Raw genomic sequence first — 16,512 nt, forward strand, 5'->3', positions numbered from 1 at the left:
TCATTATTTAAAAGATTACCTGTAGAAACCTACAAAGCGCGGCCGACTCTGTTTCCCTCGGCAATGGCGTCCACTATCAGTCGGGGCTCTTTGCAGTCGCCGATTATATAAATCTCCCCGGCCTTTCCCTCGAGTTTTTTAATAAGCTCTTTATCCGGCTGCAATGATGTTGCGGGTATAATCGTATCGGCCGGTATAAATTCTCGGTAATCGTCTTTGGTGATAATGTTCAGCCCCCGCTCGGTTACCTCCATGTCTTTGACCCGGGAGACCATCACCACGCCTTTGTCCCGGAACCACGGTAGCAGCAGCCCCCGCAGGTGTTCCGGCATGCCTTCGCCGAACGCCTCCCCCTTATCCACGATGACAACCTTCCTGCCCCGCTTTACCAGGAACTCCGCCAGCTCGCAGCCGTGGATGTCCCCGCCGATGATAATCACCCTTTTCCCCATGGGCATCCAGAGTTTGGTCAGCCACCTGAGCGTCCTCGGGCTGGCGAATCTTAAATACGTCTTGAGCATACGGTACAGCTTGGTATTGCTGACCACGATTGGATTTTCTATTCCTTTTATCGGCGGGGTGGCGGGCAGCCCTCCGGTCGCCAGGACAATTGCGTCCGGTTTGATTTGCTCGATGGTTGCCTCGTCCGCGTCTTTGCCGAGTACCACCTTTACGCCGAGTTCATAAATCTGGGTTTTCAGGTACTTGACGATAGCCGGCAGGTTTTCGGTTTCTACACCCTTGACCAGCGCCGCCAGCGGCAGCGCTCCGCCGGGCCGACTGGTTCTTTCGTAAAGCGTTACCTCATGCCCTCTCAAGGCCGCCACCCTGGCCGACTCCATGCCCGCCGGGCCGCCTCCTATTACCAGCACTTTTTTCTTTTTGTCTGTTTTCTCGATAGTATATTGTGCCGTCCCGAAGCTTGCGTTTATCCGGCAGCGGCTTCTGGCTTTTTGCCCGTCGATGCTTTTGGGAGACTGGCAGGTGCCGCAGGCCGTGCAGGGCGCGATGGCGTATCTTCTGCCCGCCGCTATCTTGTTCGGCAACTCGGGGTCGGCTACGAGGCGCCTGGTCATGGCGATGAAGTCCGCCTTGCCTTCGCGCAGGGTCTTTTCTCCCAGCTCCGGGTCGAATCTCCCTACCGAGATGACCGGTATATGTAGTATCTTTTTCATGGCGGCGGTCAGCTTTATATTGGCCCCCGCCCCCCTCCTCCCCCGGTATATTTCTTTAGGGAAGTATTTTAAAGGGATAGCCGGCCCCGGATAGAAAAGGGTTTCCGGCAGGTAGGCTATATGGTATCCTAGCCACTGGCTTCTTATCTGGATGGCGTCCGCCCCCGCCTCCTGTAATCGCAGGGCTATCCCCCGGCTGTCAGCGGCGGTCAGGCATTCTTTGTCATCTATGCCGGTGTACTGCCCGATTTCGATGCCGTTGATTAATACGGATACCGGAAAACCCTGCCCGAGGCGTTTTTTAATTTCACGGATAGTTTCCACCAGGAACCTGGCCCGGTTCTCCTGGCTCCCCCCGTAGGCGTCCTGCCGTTTGTTCCAGAAAGGGGAAAGGAAGGTATGGAACAGGTGGCTGCTCCCCGCGTTGATGTCCACACCGTCGAATCCCGCCTGGTAAGCCCGGACGGCGGCGCTGGCGAATTTATCTTCGATTTCCTTTATCTCGGGGATGGTCAGCGCTCTCGGGACGTCATTGTTGAAATCATTTACGGCATTCAAATTTACCGCCGAGGCCGCTACCGGCGGTCCCGGAAATACCGGCGACTCCCCCGGTATGAGGTGTACGCGCCAGGGGCCGTCATGGTTCATCTGCATGAAGGTAGGGCAGCCATGCTTATGGATTACTTCCGTCAGTTCCTTCAGCCCCGGTATATATTTATCATTGTCTATCCGGTAGCGTGCCCGCCAGCGCGCCCCGGCCGGGTAATCTATCGTCGGTGATTCCACTATCAATAGCCCCACCCCTCCCCTCGCCAGCGCTTCGTAATAAGACTTGGTGGTCTCGTTCATGTGTAGCTCGTCTTCGTGCCAGGACCACGTTGACGCGCCGGTTTTTATGATACGGTTACGCGTTTTGACCGTGCCTATGTGATAAGGTTCCATGAGTTTTTCGTATTTGTTAAGAAACACCATTTACCTCCGCCATGACCTGCCTCCGCAGATTGCTGAACAACCCACAGGAGGGTTGTTTCCTGTGGGTTGTTCGAGAAGGAGTGAAAAGAAAAAGGCTTGCCGGCGAACCCACAACAAATTCGTCAGCTTTATCAATCTTTATTACGGCTGCGTTGTCCCGGAAAAGCCCGGTCAACATCGCCACCTCCCGTTTGGCATTCGCCCGCCCCGCGAGCTGAGTGTTACTACTCTTCAGGTGATATGTAGCCCTCGGGGTCTGAAGCGGTATTGGGGTCGAAAGCTTTCTTTATTTTGCGCATCCACTCGTGATAGTTGTAGCAAAGCGGTCCGATAGGGGGCTGCGACTTTAACCCGAATATCATGCCGCCGGATGTCCCCCAGGTCAGGCTGAAGGGCGTACTTAAACTTATCTTTATCCCGTCACCGATCAGCTCGGTCGCTCCTTTGGTTGACGCCTCGTCCAGCGGGTCGAACCAGTGGCCGCATTCAAAAAGGGCCAGGTGGGCATTTTCGAAGGTGCTGCCCCAGCTGTTGTAGGTGCCGTCGTCTCCTATGACGCCCTTCTTGGCGTACTTCGCTCGCAGTACTCCGTCTTTCTTGAGGCCCAGTGATACGTGGTCGACCGACCCGTGCCCCAGCAGCCCGTCGATGGTAAAGCTGCCCGCCGCGCGGAAGGCCGTCCTGGGGACGAAGCAGGTCTTAATCGCGTTAATGAAATCGCGGTTTTTCATGATGGCCTTTTCACCCACCGGCGTGATTTGTCCGCCCGTATCCTTGAGAATCTGGTCCAGCGCCTTTACCTGGTAGGCGTGCTCTTCCGGCGAGTTGGCTCCCATCACGATATTCAAAGAAACTTCCGGTATTCCCTTGAGCTCTTCATACTTGTCATAGTATTCATTGTTACAGCCGGTCACCGTGTGCCCGTGCGTGCCCGGCCCGGCGGTCTTGTTCAGCACCAGCGCTATCCCGGCTTCGCCAATTTTGTACTGGCCGTCGGCGCACTGCTCCCAGGTAGGCCAGTCCAGGATATGGTACTCGAATAAAGGCGGCACCTCGGTCTCGAAGGCCGGTGAAATCCCTTTAATTTCTATTGATTTCGGGCCTGGCCAGGGGCGGACGTGCCCGGCGCATTTGGTGATGACCCCCAGCCCCCCCAGCGCTCCGCGCGCCCCCCTAATTATCCCCCTGAGGCTCGGTCCCGGCCCGTCTCCGGAAAACCAGCCGGCCCCGGATCCCAGTGATCCTAGTCTGAGAATCTCGCCGGTGGGCAGCACCCATTCCGCGCCCAGCAGGTTGCGGCCGCTGTACCCGTAGGCTATTGCCTGGGCATTGTTGCCGTCCATGGATGTCAGGCTGGCCAGGTAAGAGCAGTTGGAACCGGCGCCTACCACGTGGCAGTTCAGCCCTTTCTTCATTACCTCGGCCTGTACCTGGGCAAAGGACACGTAGGGTTCTGTCACCACGCACATGTTCTTCTCATCGATTTCGATAATCCGGTTCATGCGTCTCAGGTCCAGGAGGATTTCACCCGCGCAGGTAGCCATGCCCTGTGTCCCGTAGGTGGTGGAGGACGCCCTGGACTTGATGCCCCGCCGGTTGCACAGTCTCAGTATCGCCTGTACTTCCTCCGTGCTGCCGGGTAGCACCACGGCTTCGGGACTGATCGTATAGGGGTCCATCGAGCCCGCGTTCAGGCGCTGGAATGAATAGACATCGAGAACGACAGGATCATCGGAGATATTATCCGGCCCAAGGATATCTTCCAGTTCTCGGTAAACTTCTCTTGATAATGCCATTTTAATTCTCCTTTTTAAATTGCCTGTTCCAGTAGCTCGACGACGTCGTATACCTTGAGCTTTTCTCCGCTCTCGTTAATGGCGTCGGTGAAGTTTCTCTTGCACCAGGGGCAGGCGGTGACCAGCGCTTCGGCCCCGGTGGCTTTGGCTTCTTCGATTCTTTCCAGGGCGGTCCAGATGGCAAAGTCCGGGTAGGTCTCTTTCACCCCGCCGCCGCTTCCGCAGCACCAGGCATACTCTTTGATGCGCTCCATCTCGATTAGCTCCAGGTTGGGGATACTTTTCAAAATGTCCCGCGGGGGTTCGTAAATTCCGTTGGTGCCTTTCCGCCACGGCTTGGGCGGGTCGTAGATATATAGCTGCTGGAAGACCTTCTTTTCTACGCCTTCCCACGGCACGAATGGTTCGCCCAGCCTCCCCAGGTGGCAGGGGTCGTGATACGTTACGGATTTGAGGACTTCCTTGTTCGGCTTGAGCTTGCCTTCTTTTATCAGCCGGTCGAGGTACTCCGTGATGTGCAGTACTTCCAGTTGATATCCCTTTATTTTGGAGTAAAGGACTTTGAAGGCATAATAGCAGTCGGCGCAGGAGGTAACCACCGTCTTGATGCCGGCGGTCTTCAGCATCTCTATATTATTTTCCGCGTACTTGGTGAATTCTCCCTGGTAGCCCAGTTCGTAAGCGCGGCCGCCGCAGCAGTTTTCATCTTTTCCCGCGATGGCGAAGTCCACCCCGGCCTTGGTGAGCAGTTTCGCGGCGCCTTTGACCGCAGGCCACAGCTCTTCATCGAAAGAATAGCGGCAGCCGGCATGAAAGTAGACCTTGGCCTTGTCCTGCGTGACATCCTTCAGGCCGAGCCCTTCGGCCCATTTGCCGCGCTCGGACTTCTTGGCCTGCATCATGTTGTCTTCTTTACGCAGTCCGTCTATTACCATCATATGCGCCGGGAGGAGCTGCCCGTCATCGACGGCTTTGAATCTCAGTTCCTGCGCCACGGCGAAAGGTTCCATGTCCTTATTGCTCTTGCAGGAGATATCACAGGCGCCGCACATCTGGCAGCGGTACAGTATGTCCAGGTAGCTGTCCGTGTAGCCGACTCTGCCTTTTAGTGTCGATAGCCCCAGCGCCAGCCGCCCCCCCGCCGAGTAAGCATGAAAGTTGTATTTACCTATGCTGGGACATACTTGGGCGAATCGCCAGCTTTTTACTTGCGCCAGCGGTACCCATTTGCATTCCGAGCATCTGATGCACCGCAGCATATCTCGTTCATATTCTTTTAAGCTCAATTTAGCTACCTCCTAGTTTATTTCGGGGCTTAGAAGCACAGTTTCCCTGGGTTCATGATATTATTCGGGTCGAAAATCGACTTTACTTTCCGCAGCGCGGTGTAGGTCTCCGCGTCCCTGCGGTAGACCAGGTCTGCCATCGTTCCGTATGGCCTGCTGAAAAATGCCCCGTTGTTCAGGAAAGCTTCGCCGGCGTGCGTGTATAGCTCCCGCACTCTGGAAACTTCGCTGGCGTTGTTCGGGTCATAGAAAAGGTTGAACTCGCAATGGCAGGATGTGCCCTGTACCATCGGTTGAATATACGTACCTATATCTAAAGAGGAATAGCCGTGCTGCCTGGCCAGGTCGTGCATTATGGATACGAATCCCGGCGCCCGGTTCATGGCGGTCAGGAAGAAGATATCCTGGCAGGCGCCTTTGTAGCGCAGTTTCCAGTAGGGCTCTTCCGATGGCCTGGCCAGCGTTTTCAATAGCTCGTGTGCGGATATCCCGGCAATCGCATTCACCGGCGCTACGCCGAACTGCCTGGCGGCTTCTCCCATTTCCTTCTCCTGGTACTTCACCCTTTCTTCGGGGAAGTATTCGAAACCTGACAGGCAGAAGAAGAGCAGCCATTGGGGCAGAGAGTCCCTGATGGCGCTATATTCGGCGGGGGTGGTAGCCAGTATGGCCGCCAAATCGGTATTGTTCAGTATCAGTATTTCGTCTCCCAGCTTGAGCCATAGCAGCCGGTAGATAAAGTCCGTCAGGTTCTCCAGCTTGTTGGCGCCCGCCAGGAAAGGTTTTTGCAGCGTGGGTATCGCCTCGCACCGGACGGTCGCCCAGGTTACTATGCCCATCGTTCCCTGAGAGCCCTGGACGACCCTGGCGAAATCGGTTTGACCGGGTCCCATCGGGCTGGACTGTGCCTGCTTGGAGGCCCATTGTTGTTCCAGCGTGCCCGGACCCGCCGCCGACCCCGTCCTGAACAGGTCCCCGCTGCCGAACACCACCTCGATGCAGCTCAGCGGGTCGATGGCGTCCCACTGGTACAGGGGCATGATTACCGGTTCTCTGTCCAGCGCGCTTCCTATTACGGATTTGGACTGGCGTGGTAGCAGGGGCGGGTTAAGCCGTAGCCCCACCTTGGCCAGCTCCGGGATAAGCTCGCTGAAAGTTACGCCGGCCTCTATCATCGCTACCCTGTTGCGGCGGTCGGTCCTCATGATTTGCTTCATGCCGCTTAAATCCGCGATAACCGCCCCGCCGCTGCCGGGCACGGTGCCACCGCGAAAGTGAGGCGGGCCTGAGCTCACCGGTACTAGGGGAGTGCGCGTTTTGTTCGCCCACTTTATGAGCTCCTGCACCTTGTCTGCCTTATTTACTTTCACGATGTAACTGGGCCTGATCCGGGGGACGAAGCTGAAATCCTTGGCATAGTTCCCCAGGGCTTCGGCATCGTCGGTTACATTTTCACTGCCGGTAATATTTGCTAGTTCTGTTTCAGGCATTATTGTCTCCTTATTACTATTAACCGGATAACCAGCTTGTTCTTTCTGGCCTGGTTTTGCACATCTAAATTAATGTAATAGCTATGGGCTGCCAGCCGTAACTCGATATTTATTTCGTAATTACTCGTTATTTTCGGCTATCACTATGACCGGGATATCACTAATCCTTAATGCTGCCTGACTCTGCCCCCGGTATTTTCGCATTTGCTTATGTTGCGGATGCTAAATTATTCTTTGGCTTCATCGTTGTACGGTTTCGCGGGATATTCACGTAGTAAAATCTGGTCGGTCATTTGTAATTGTACAGGGAGATTGCGCAAAATAAATGAATCCAAAGATTCATAAAAAGTACTAAATTTCAACAAGTACATAATAATAGTTGTGAAATAATACTGTCTTTTACTCACCGTCCACCGCTGTCGCAATGCCGCCCGTCCGGCTTTAGATGGCTGACGGTCATTATTTCACCGGATAAACGTTTTAGCTAAGCCGCCGCCGGTTTTCCCCACGGTTTTTACGCTGTGGTATTACCCCGTTTCAGCTCGGATTAAATGATGTTTTACGTTCAAAAATTGACTGTATTTGATGGTAGATGATATACTTTTTAAGATAGAGAAGTCTCGGAATACAAGAGCCTAACTGTTTTGCTATGAAGCTCGATGAATAATAAATATGAGTATCAGCAACCTGTCACTGGGAAGAACAGAAAAAAACGCTATCTTTGAACAGCCGCTTACCAAGCTGTATATACCCCTAATCCCGAAGGACTTCCTGGAAAGACACCGTTTAAAAGAGCGCTTCAATGCCGCTTTGTCTCAAAAGTTGATATTCGTTACCGCCCCTCCCGGCTATGGTAAGACCACCTTTGTCAGTGAAGCTCTCAGCAATGTCCAGCGCCCTATCGCCTGGCTTTCACTGGACAAAAGCGATAATGACCTGTATCGCTTCTGGACTAACCTCATTCTGGCTCTCCGTAACATAAAACCTGGCCTGGGGGAGTCCGCTTTATCCAAGCTTCAGAACCATTTATCTATTGAGTCGACCCTGACGGCGCTCGTCAATGAGATTACGGAAAACGCCCCCCGGATAGTCATTGTCCTGGATGATTACCACAAGGTAAAAAGCAAAGCCATCCATGATTCCCTGGCTTTTTTCATGAAGTATTTTCCGGACCAGTCCTGTTTGATTATCTTGAGTCGGGTTGACCCGCAGTTGTTTCTGGATAAGCTTTGTTGTCCCGTTAAAATAAAAAGGAATGATTTGCAGTTTACCCCGGAAGACACCCTTTCCTTTTTAAGGGACATTATGGGGTACTCTCTCTCCGGTGATGAGCTTGATACTATCCAGCGGCATACGGAAGGCTGGGTGGCGGGCTTGAAAATGGTGGCCGCTGCCATGCAGGGTAACAGCGGCTTTGCCGGCGTCATTTCGGCTTTCAAGGAGACCAGGAAAGAAATTATGGAATATCTGGTCAGGGAAGTCCTGAACCAGGAGGCCGAGCCTATCCGTAGATTCCTTTTGGAGACTTCCATTCTTGACCGCCTTAACGAATCGCTCTGCAATGCGGTTACTGATAAAAAAGACAGCCGCAAAATACTGGAAACGCTGGTGTCCCGTAATTTATTCCTCCAGCCTATCGATGATGAAGGCAAATGGTTCCGCTACCATCACCTGTTTATGGACTCGCTTTATAAACAGCTGGAATCGAATCAGCCTGAAGCTTTACATATTCTTCACAGCCGGGCCAGCCAGTGGTTTGAAAGCCAGGGTATGATTGAAAAAGCTATTGACCATGCCCTGGAGGCGGAAGAGTTTGAACGTTCGGTAAAACTGATTCAAGGTGTCGGTCATTCGCTGCTGGAGCATGACCGGCTGGATTTGCTTTATAACTGGATAACCAGGCTGCCTGAAGAGTTCCTCGTTGATAATATATGGATTCGCATGATCAGTGTTATCATTTCCCAGGCTGATATACAGCTGGATAAAAAAGATGCGTTTCTTCAGCGTGTCAACTATCCGGACGGTTCTCTGGATATATCGGTGCAGGAGTCCCCGTTTTCTGCATCGGCTCTGGGACTGACTACCTATATTAAGTCAGCGGAAACCTACAATAACGGTAATATACTCCAGACAATCAAGCTTTGTACCAGGGGGCTTAAGGCCCTTCCCCAGCAAGAGGAAATGGCGCGTTGTTCTCTTTACCTGGTACTTGGTTTGGCTTATTGGGTAAAGGGCGACCTGACGGAATCCTACAATAGCTTTTTGGAGTGCGCCAGGGCAGCCAAGAACAGGGAGCACTATCGCTTTACGGCCCTGGCGAATATCGCTATCGCCCATATCAGGTTCAACTGGGGCCACCTGTATAGCGCCGCGGAAACTTGCCGGGAAGCGATTTACCTGGGTAAAGGTAGAGATACCAAGGAAACATCCTTGGGGGCCCTGGCTCATATTCTTTTAGCCGAGATATTATACCAGTGGAATTGCCTGGATGAAGCCAAAGAAAATATTGTCCGGGCTATTGACCTGGGCAAATGGTACGTAGAACCTATTATAGACTTTGACGGACACCGGACCATTGTCCCGGTAGTCTCATTGAACAGCAATATGTCCTTGGCGCGGATAAACATCGCCCAGAAAAATACCGAGGTCGCGCTGGAAATTTGCCGTCAGGCGAGAATGACCTTACGGACCACCATAGGGTATGTTCAATCTGATATTTATATGACCCGCTTATGGTTGTTGCTGGGTTACGTGTCCGCGGCGGAGGATTCCATTCATAGCTGGATAAAATATTTATCGCCGCTGGCGGACGGCACGCTTTCGGAATACTATGGGCGCGTGCCTTCATACGGTATATACGGTAGAGATATCCGCGCTATCTGGTCGGAGATACCTTTATTAACTCTCATTCGTTTGAGACTGGCGCAGCGGAAATTCAGTGAGGCGCTTGAGCTTCTGGAAAAATTGTACAAGGACATCAAGGCAAGACAGTGGACGCACCTGGCGATTGAGTGTCTGGTTCTGAAATCCCTGATTCTCAACGCTTCCGGAAAACCGGCGGAAGCGCTGAAAACACTGGAAAAAGTCCTGGCGATGACGGAGAAAGAGTCCTATATACGTATCTATGTCGATGAAGGTCGCCCGATGTACGATTTGCTTCAGCAGGCCGCCCGCAAAGGTGTCGCTCCTGACTACGTATCTAAATTATTGAGCATGTTTGATATGCCTTCGGCCAACGCTTCAAAACAGACCGGGACCCAAGGCGCCTCTCCTTTGGCGCTGAGAAACAACCATAAATCCCAGTTCCTGACCAGGCGGGAATCAGAAGTGCTTGACCTGATAAGTACCGGTTTTTCCAACCAGGAAATTGCTTCCAAGCTTTTCATTTCGCTTTATACCGTTAAAAATCATATCCATAACATCTACGGTAAGCTGGATGTAAATAGACGTACCCAGGTTATTATTAGACAGGGGAAAGATATTGAATAACCTTTTCACGGGGTCGAATGAAAGGAAAACTTATCTCGCTCGCCTTATTCTGTATTTCGGGAGGAAATAGTACTTTTATAGTGCTTAGGATTCATTTAATTTATTGAATCAACTTGTACAATTACATATGACTATTTTAATAGTAAGCGTAAGTCTGGATACGCTTACGCTCGGTTCAACAAAAAACAAAGGATCTAAAGACCGGCTGACCTGGTAAAAAACTTACGTTTACCGGGACTGGGTGGCGTTGCCGTCTTAAGGTATTTGTGAACCTGGTTTCTCAAATTACAGTTTTCCATTAAAGCCAAAAGCGAAATTGACGCGGAGACCATGCATTTTCCCATCAATTAAAAGATGATGAACGTATTTGAAATGTTAAAACGGATTTTCTTTTATGATGCCAGGTGCGCCAGCATTGGCCCCGGTCGCTTGGGTATTGTGCGGGACGATATATAAATATGTATTTTATAATACCGGAATATTCTGAAATAAAGCTTACGATAAGGGGGGTGTTTGCATGTAGCAATTTGGTACTCTTGTCTCTAGTAGCTGAGATATAGCTGGTGTAATTCTCTAAAAAATCTAGTGATAACACCAGGATAGTTAAAGGGAGGTTAGCAATAGTGAAAAAATCACTAATTATTTGTATTGCCGTCGTGATGTTGTTCTCTCTTGTTCTGGCATCATGCTCGAATAATAAAGAGACGACAACGCCGGCGACAACCACGCCTGCCACATCTCAAACGGCCACTCCGACCTCATCCGCTACCACCACCCCCACGGTGGACCAGTCCAAATACGGTGGTACGCTTAAGGTTCTCACCGGGACACTCGTTCCCAATCTTGGCTATCCCGCCGATGCCGTCAATGGCGGAGATTTGATGAATGCGTCTGCCTGTGTTGAAACACTGGTGCGCGCCACCGGCCAGGGCGAAATTATCCCCTGGCTCGCCACGGATTGGCAGATGAGCGACGATAAAACGACCCTGACCATGCATCTGCAGCCAAACGTAAAATTCCATGACGGGACTGACTTCAATGCTGAAGCTGTAAAATACAATCTTGACCTGTACCGTGATGGAATTTTAACCGACATGGACAACGTATCCGAGGTTGAAGTTGTAGATAACAATACTATCATCTTCCATTTCTCTGAATATCACTCGGACTTCTTCTATCTTCTGGCCTGGTCGGCCGGGCGTATCGTATCGCCCACCGCTCTCCAGACCTACACCAAAGAAGAGCTTTACACTCACCCGGTCGGCACCGGCCCCTTCAAATTCGTCAGCTATCAGCAGGACGTCAGCCTGGTTTATGACAGGTTCGATGACTACTGGCAAGAAGGCAAACCCTATCTTGATGGCGTGCGATTCGACTATGTAGCCGATAGGACCGTAGCCCTTATGGCGTTCGAAAGCGGCCAGGCCGATATCAATACCTTCCTTGACCCGCGGGATGCGGAACGTCTCTTAAGCAACCCGGATTACACGGTTTATACCCTGCCCGCGGTCACCGTCGGCGCCATTGAGGACTCCGCCAACCCGGATTCACCTTTCTCTAAAGTGGAAGTCCGCAAGGCAATCTCTTACGCTGTGCCCACGAACCAGCTACCTGCACTGGTAGGTTTCGGCGCCCAGCCCGGCGTCCAGCTCTTCCCCGAAGGCTCACAGGGCTATAACCCTGATTTTGAAGCTATTCCTTACGACCCGGATTATGCGCGGCAGCTTCTTGCCGATGCCGGTTACCCGGATGGCTTTGATACCACTATCTATGTCTATTCCTACATTGAAATGGACGCCTGGGTAGCCATTCAGGGATACCTGAACGAGGTTGGCATCAGGACGACCATCAACAGCGTCACTATGGTGGCCTGGATGGGAGACGTCTTTGGCAACGGCTTTACCGGTATAGCTTGCCAGTACATGATGTGCTTCCCCGGACAGTCCATCCTTAGTGATATCACCGGGTCTCTTTCCCTGCATGGCACGCAGAGCCCGGTTTCCAAGAGTTTCGTCTATCCGGACGACTACACCGCGAATGTTGATGCCTTGACACTGGAAACCGACCCCGACGTAGCCCAGGAACTCATTTATGAGTTGGGGGAAATGGCGGTTAACGAATACTCGATGTTCCAGCCGTTCTACGTCTACTACATGTCTTCCGTGACCAACAATAGAGTTCACGATGACAAACTGTACCAGGAAGTAATGCATCTCTGGACACCCGAAGATGCCTGGTTAAGCGACTAATAAGTAAGGTTTACTAATGAGTGGGTCAAAATAAGCCGGGATTAGGTGTATAAAAGGAGCATAAATTGAGCGCATATATTATTAAGCGTCTCATACAGGGACTGGTGATAATCGTCTTGGTCAGCCTGGCTACTTTTTTCATTATGCGCCTAACTCCCGGCGACCCCCTCAGCCTATATCTTTATCAGACAAACATCAGTACGCTAACGGAAGAACAGCACCATGAACTAGAGGTCAAGTTCGGACTTGATAAGCCCATGCCCATACAGTACTTCAAATGGATCGGCGGGGTCTTACATGGTGATTTAGGTTACTCGTGGACCACCAATCAGTCTGTGGCCGAGGTAGTCAAGCAGCGGGTGCCCATTACTCTTTATCTCGGGGCGCTCGCTTTGATTATCAGCGCTATCCTCGGACCCCTTTTGGGGGTTATCAGCGCCCTGAGACGGGGTACCTGGATTGATACCGTCATTTCTGTTATCGCCAATGTAGGCATCACCATGCCCGTATTCTGGTTAGGTATCGTGCTTATATGGGTGTTCGCCGTAGTGCTGAAATGGCTCCCCATTTATGGCTTTGTCTCTCCGTTTACTGATTTCTGGCAGAGTCTCAAGACTATTATAATGCCCGTTTTTTGCCTTTCCCTCCCGCCTCTGGCCGGACTGGTCCGGCTAATGCGTTCCTCCGCTCTTAATGTCACCAATCAGGATTACATCCGTACGGCGCGTTCCAAAGGACTAAAAGAAAGAAATATCGTAACACGGCATATTCTTAAGAACGCCTTTATTCCGGTAATGACCATGCTGGGCATGCAACTGGGCACGATCATCGGCTCGACGGTTCTCATCGAGTCGGTTTTTAATATACCTGGTATGGGTAGAGCCCTGGTCAACGGGGTATTTTCTAAAGATTACCAGGTGGTTCAAGCCGGAGCCCTTATATCGGCGGCTTTGGTCGTCATAACAAATATTGTGGTAGATATTTCCTACGGCTGGTTTGACCCAAGAATACGGGAAGGAGATTAGCTATAGCCCATGACAACAACTGTTAACGATAATGACGTGGCATTGGCTTTACCGCCGAAGACAAGCGAATTACGCAGGGTAATCCGCATCTTCTTCGGTCGTAAAATAGCGGTGGTTGGCTTCGTAATCATTTGTCTGTACGTGCTGATAGCCATTTTCGCTCCGTTTGTCGCTCCGCACGACCCGAATTTCTTCGATTCTACGATTCGACTCCAGCAACCCAGCAGTGAGCACCTGTTAGGGACCGATTCGATTGGTCGGGATACCCTGAGCCGCATTATTTACGGCTCGAGGACTACCCTGCTTATTGGCGTATCCGCCGTGGTTATCGGCAGCGCCGTCGGTCAATTTTTAGGGCTGTTGGCCGCGTATTTCGGCGGCTGGATAAATATCATCATTATGAGATTAATGGATGTCCAGATATCATTTCCCGGCATGATACTCATGCTTCTCATCGGCGCGCTGCTTGGCGGCGGCACGCGGAACGTTATCATCGCCTTGAGTATCAGTATGATTCCTGTATCCTGCCGCTTGATGTGCGGTGAAGCATTGAGCGTTAAACAGAACGAATATATAACCGCCGCCCGTGCTATTGGCAGCAGCCCGTTTAGAATCATGCTAAGGCGCATTTATCCCAACTGTTTCCCCTCCTTGCTGGTGATGATGTCCATCATGATGGGTGTGGTAATTATTTCTGAGGCAGGCTTGAGCTACCTCGGCATCGGCGTGCAGGTCCCCCAGGCGGACTGGGGCAGCATGGTCAGTGACGGCTATCGCTATCTGCTCACCAACCCCATTCTCGCGTTATCCCCCGGTATCGCTATCATGCTCATGGTTTTTGGCTTTAACATGATGGGAGACGGGCTCAGGGATGCCCTTGACCCGAAGTTAAGAGGCATTATTTAGCACATTAATAAAAATAGTAAAAATCAAACAGGAAAACTTAACGGACTTGTCTGTGTAATAGGGCAGGGAACCCGGTTAACGGTGTAAAAACATCGAGCGGATTAAAATTATCATGCCCGGCTTTCCGGAAATGAAACAGCCAGACTGATTTTCAGCCCGGAAAAGTTGTCAGATAAAGTATTAAAACGGTTAACGGATGGTTCTTCACAACTAAATAGATGGATATAATGCTGAGCGGATTTAAACCGGCTCGGTTGTGTAAGGACCGGGATAAAGTCAGGGAATTGATTATTAACATTCAGCGGAAACGCAGTTTTCCTTTCTATTATTTAGGCTTTTCCGCGCTATAAGGAGAAACATGGCAGACAAAGAGACTCTGTACACGGTACTCGACCCCAGGGGACAGCCCACCGGCATCTTCGGGCGGAAATTGGATTCCGACGCCAATCCCACCGATATTCTGGACCTCAACATCCAGCCCACCACCAGTCAGGCTTCCTTTGAATCGTTCCGCATGGCCCCCCGCCTGGATAAGCTGGAAGGCAAGACTATTTATCTGGTGGATGTGGGATTCGTCGGCGGCTTTGATTTTTTAACCGAGGTTAATGAATGGTTTGGCCGGAATATGCCTTCGGTCAAAACTGTTCTTCTTCAAAAGCCTGGCAGCATGTTTTCGGATGCCCCTGAGCTGTGGGCGGAAATAAAAGAAAAAGCTGATGCCGCTATTGTCGGCGTCGGTGGCTGAGACGGTTGTTCGGCGAGTTGCGCCGATTATAGCCGGACTCTGGAAGATGAATATGGCGTGCCCACTGTTCCCATGGTTACCTCCCGTTTCGCGGAATATATCCGGAGAGATGCGATGAGCCACGGCATGAACCTGCGCTTCGCCTTCCCTCCGTACCCGGTCGGCTGGCTGCCCCGGTCGGTGTTGCATGACTATGTTGAAGGCAATGACCCCATCACCGGCCTGCCTTTGATGCAGGAAGTTATCGACGGCCTGACCCAGCCGCTCAAGGAAGATGAGATACACCCGGTGATGCTCAAGCGACCCAGGTGGTCCAGGCTGCTCTCGCCGGACACCGAGGCTAATTTGCAGCGCCTGTTCCTGGAAAAAGGCTGGACGGACGGCCTGCCTGTCATCCTCCCCACGGAAGAGCGGGTGGCTGAAATGTTGACCGGTACTGACCATGCTCCTGATGAGGTACTCGGGCAGATGACGGTCACCACTCACCAGGAGAGACTTGAATACAACGTGGAAAAAGTGGCGGTTAACGCGGTCATGGCGGGAGCCAGGCCGGAGCATTTCCCGGTAATACTGGCGCTCGCCGCTACCCAGCAGCCGTCCTTGCCCAGCTCGACCACTTCTTTCGGCAGTATGGCGGTGGTTAATGGCCCCGTCCGCAAGAAAATAGGGATGAACAGTACCGCCGGCGCGCTGAGTCCTTTCAACTTTGCCAATTCGGTTATCGGGCGCGCCTGGACTCTGCTAAGTATCAATTTCGGGGAAGCCAAACTGGCGGAAAACTTTACCGCCAGTACCGGCAATAACGTGAACTATAATAATATGTGCTGCGCGGAAAACGAGGAAACGTCCCCGTGGCAGCCTTTCCATGTTCAGAAAGGCTTTAAAGCGAGTGAAAGTACCGTTAGCGTGTTCCGGGGGTGGAGCGTTATCGGCTTCGGCACCGGCCAGCCCAAACAGATGGCGTCCATAATGACTGCCTTTAACTCGATTCTTGATATGTTCAGTTCCTTCACTTTCGTCATGGACCCGCTGGTGGCCAAGAACTTTAAAAGAGAGGGTTTTCAGACCAAGCAGCAGCTCGCCAAATGGCTGGAAGAGCAGGCCAATGTAAAGATATTGAAGGCGGAGAATATTAATTTCCTGGTGGTGGGCGGGGAATGGAATCCCATGTACCTCACCACGGATTTCTCCCATGTACGGACCATTTCCGTAGACAAATGGATACCCAAGACCGGCATAAAATACGATGATATTCCCATCAGGATGCCGGTAGCCGTTACCTGTAAGGACGGAGTCTGCGGCTTGCCGGGTGCGGATATGCCGCTGGATGAAACTGAGACGGCCCAGACTCATTAAGCCTGAAAAACTGAAATAAAATA

The 16,512-nt window shown here is 51.8% G+C and carries 10 protein-coding genes; 6 read left to right on the top strand and 4 right to left on the bottom strand.

The genetic code is table 11. The features are described from left to right. Positions 1–29 precede the first annotated feature (29 nt). The 4 genes from WC370_05555 to WC370_05570 all read right to left on the bottom strand — a co-directional run bounded on the left by WC370_05555 (position 30) and on the right by WC370_05570 (position 6,719). Positions 30–2,147 carry an FAD-dependent oxidoreductase gene (locus tag WC370_05555; protein ID MFA5308939.1) on the bottom strand — a complete coding sequence of 706 codons (2,118 nt, stop codon included), beginning with the start codon at positions 2,145–2,147 and terminating at the stop codon, positions 30–32. A 224-nt stretch (positions 2,148–2,371) separates the two neighbouring features. Next, positions 2,372–3,943, bottom strand: coding sequence for an FAD-binding oxidoreductase (locus WC370_05560; protein ID MFA5308940.1), 1,572 nt, complete (start codon positions 3,941–3,943; stop codon positions 2,372–2,374). 14 nt (positions 3,944–3,957) lie between these two features. Then, positions 3,958–5,229, bottom strand: a complete 1,272-nt coding sequence (locus WC370_05565; protein MFA5308941.1) for a (Fe-S)-binding protein — start codon at positions 5,227–5,229, stop codon at positions 3,958–3,960. A 29-nt stretch (positions 5,230–5,258) separates the two neighbouring features. Continuing rightward, positions 5,259–6,719: an FAD-binding oxidoreductase gene (locus WC370_05570; protein MFA5308942.1), complete on the bottom strand. Its 1,461-nt coding sequence runs from the start codon at positions 6,717–6,719 to the stop codon at positions 5,259–5,261. 672 nt (positions 6,720–7,391) lie between these two features. Between WC370_05570 and WC370_05575 the strand changes: the two genes are divergently transcribed. The 6 genes from WC370_05575 (at position 7,392) to WC370_05600 (ending at position 16,489) form a co-directional block, all read left to right on the top strand. Continuing rightward, entirely contained in the window at positions 7,392–10,208 is a 2,817-nt protein-coding gene (locus WC370_05575; protein ID MFA5308943.1) for a LuxR C-terminal-related transcriptional regulator, read from the top strand. An 881-nt stretch (positions 10,209–11,089) separates the two neighbouring features. Continuing rightward, the gene (locus tag WC370_05580) at positions 11,090–12,457 is read left to right on the top strand and encodes an ABC transporter substrate-binding protein (GenBank protein ID MFA5308944.1); all 1,368 of its coding nucleotides are present in this window, start codon (positions 11,090–11,092) and stop codon (positions 12,455–12,457) included. Positions 12,458–12,522: 65 nt separating this feature from the next. Continuing rightward, the gene (locus WC370_05585; protein MFA5308945.1) at positions 12,523–13,482 is read left to right on the top strand and encodes an ABC transporter permease; all 960 of its coding nucleotides are present in this window, start codon (positions 12,523–12,525) and stop codon (positions 13,480–13,482) included. Positions 13,483–13,491: 9 nt separating this feature from the next. Beyond that, entirely contained in the window at positions 13,492–14,388 is an 897-nt protein-coding gene (locus WC370_05590; GenBank protein ID MFA5308946.1) for an ABC transporter permease, read from the top strand. A gap of 358 nt (positions 14,389–14,746) precedes the next feature. After that, a complete protein-coding gene (locus tag WC370_05595) occupies positions 14,747–15,133 on the top strand; it encodes a hypothetical protein (protein MFA5308947.1) in 387 nt (128 codons plus the stop codon). Between the two features lie 114 nt (positions 15,134–15,247). Next, the gene (locus tag WC370_05600; GenBank protein MFA5308948.1) at positions 15,248–16,489 is read left to right on the top strand and encodes a hypothetical protein; all 1,242 of its coding nucleotides are present in this window, start codon (positions 15,248–15,250) and stop codon (positions 16,487–16,489) included. Positions 16,490–16,512 lie beyond the last annotated feature (23 nt).

Source organism: Dehalococcoidales bacterium (assembly GCA_041652735.1).
GTDB lineage: Bacteria > Chloroflexota > Dehalococcoidia > Dehalococcoidales > RBG-16-60-22 > RBG-13-51-18.

Excerpts from the sequence above, each read along its gene's own strand:
- WC370_05555 (MFA5308939.1), bottom strand. The coding sequence starts at position 2,147 with ATGGTGTTTCTTAACAAATACGAAAAACTCATGGAACCTTATCACATA.
- WC370_05560 (MFA5308940.1), bottom strand. The coding sequence starts at position 3,943 with ATGGCATTATCAAGAGAAGTTTACCGAGAACTGGAAGATATCCTTGGG.
- WC370_05595 (MFA5308947.1), top strand. The coding sequence starts at position 14,747 with ATGGCAGACAAAGAGACTCTGTACACGGTACTCGACCCCAGGGGACAG.
- WC370_05575 (MFA5308943.1), top strand. The coding sequence starts at position 7,392 with ATGAGTATCAGCAACCTGTCACTGGGAAGAACAGAAAAAAACGCTATC.
- WC370_05570 (MFA5308942.1), bottom strand. The coding sequence starts at position 6,719 with ATGCCTGAAACAGAACTAGCAAATATTACCGGCAGTGAAAATGTAACC.
- WC370_05600 (MFA5308948.1), top strand. The coding sequence starts at position 15,248 with ATGAGCCACGGCATGAACCTGCGCTTCGCCTTCCCTCCGTACCCGGTC.
- WC370_05590 (MFA5308946.1), top strand. The coding sequence starts at position 13,492 with ATGACAACAACTGTTAACGATAATGACGTGGCATTGGCTTTACCGCCG.
- WC370_05580 (MFA5308944.1), top strand. The coding sequence starts at position 11,090 with ATGAATGCGTCTGCCTGTGTTGAAACACTGGTGCGCGCCACCGGCCAG.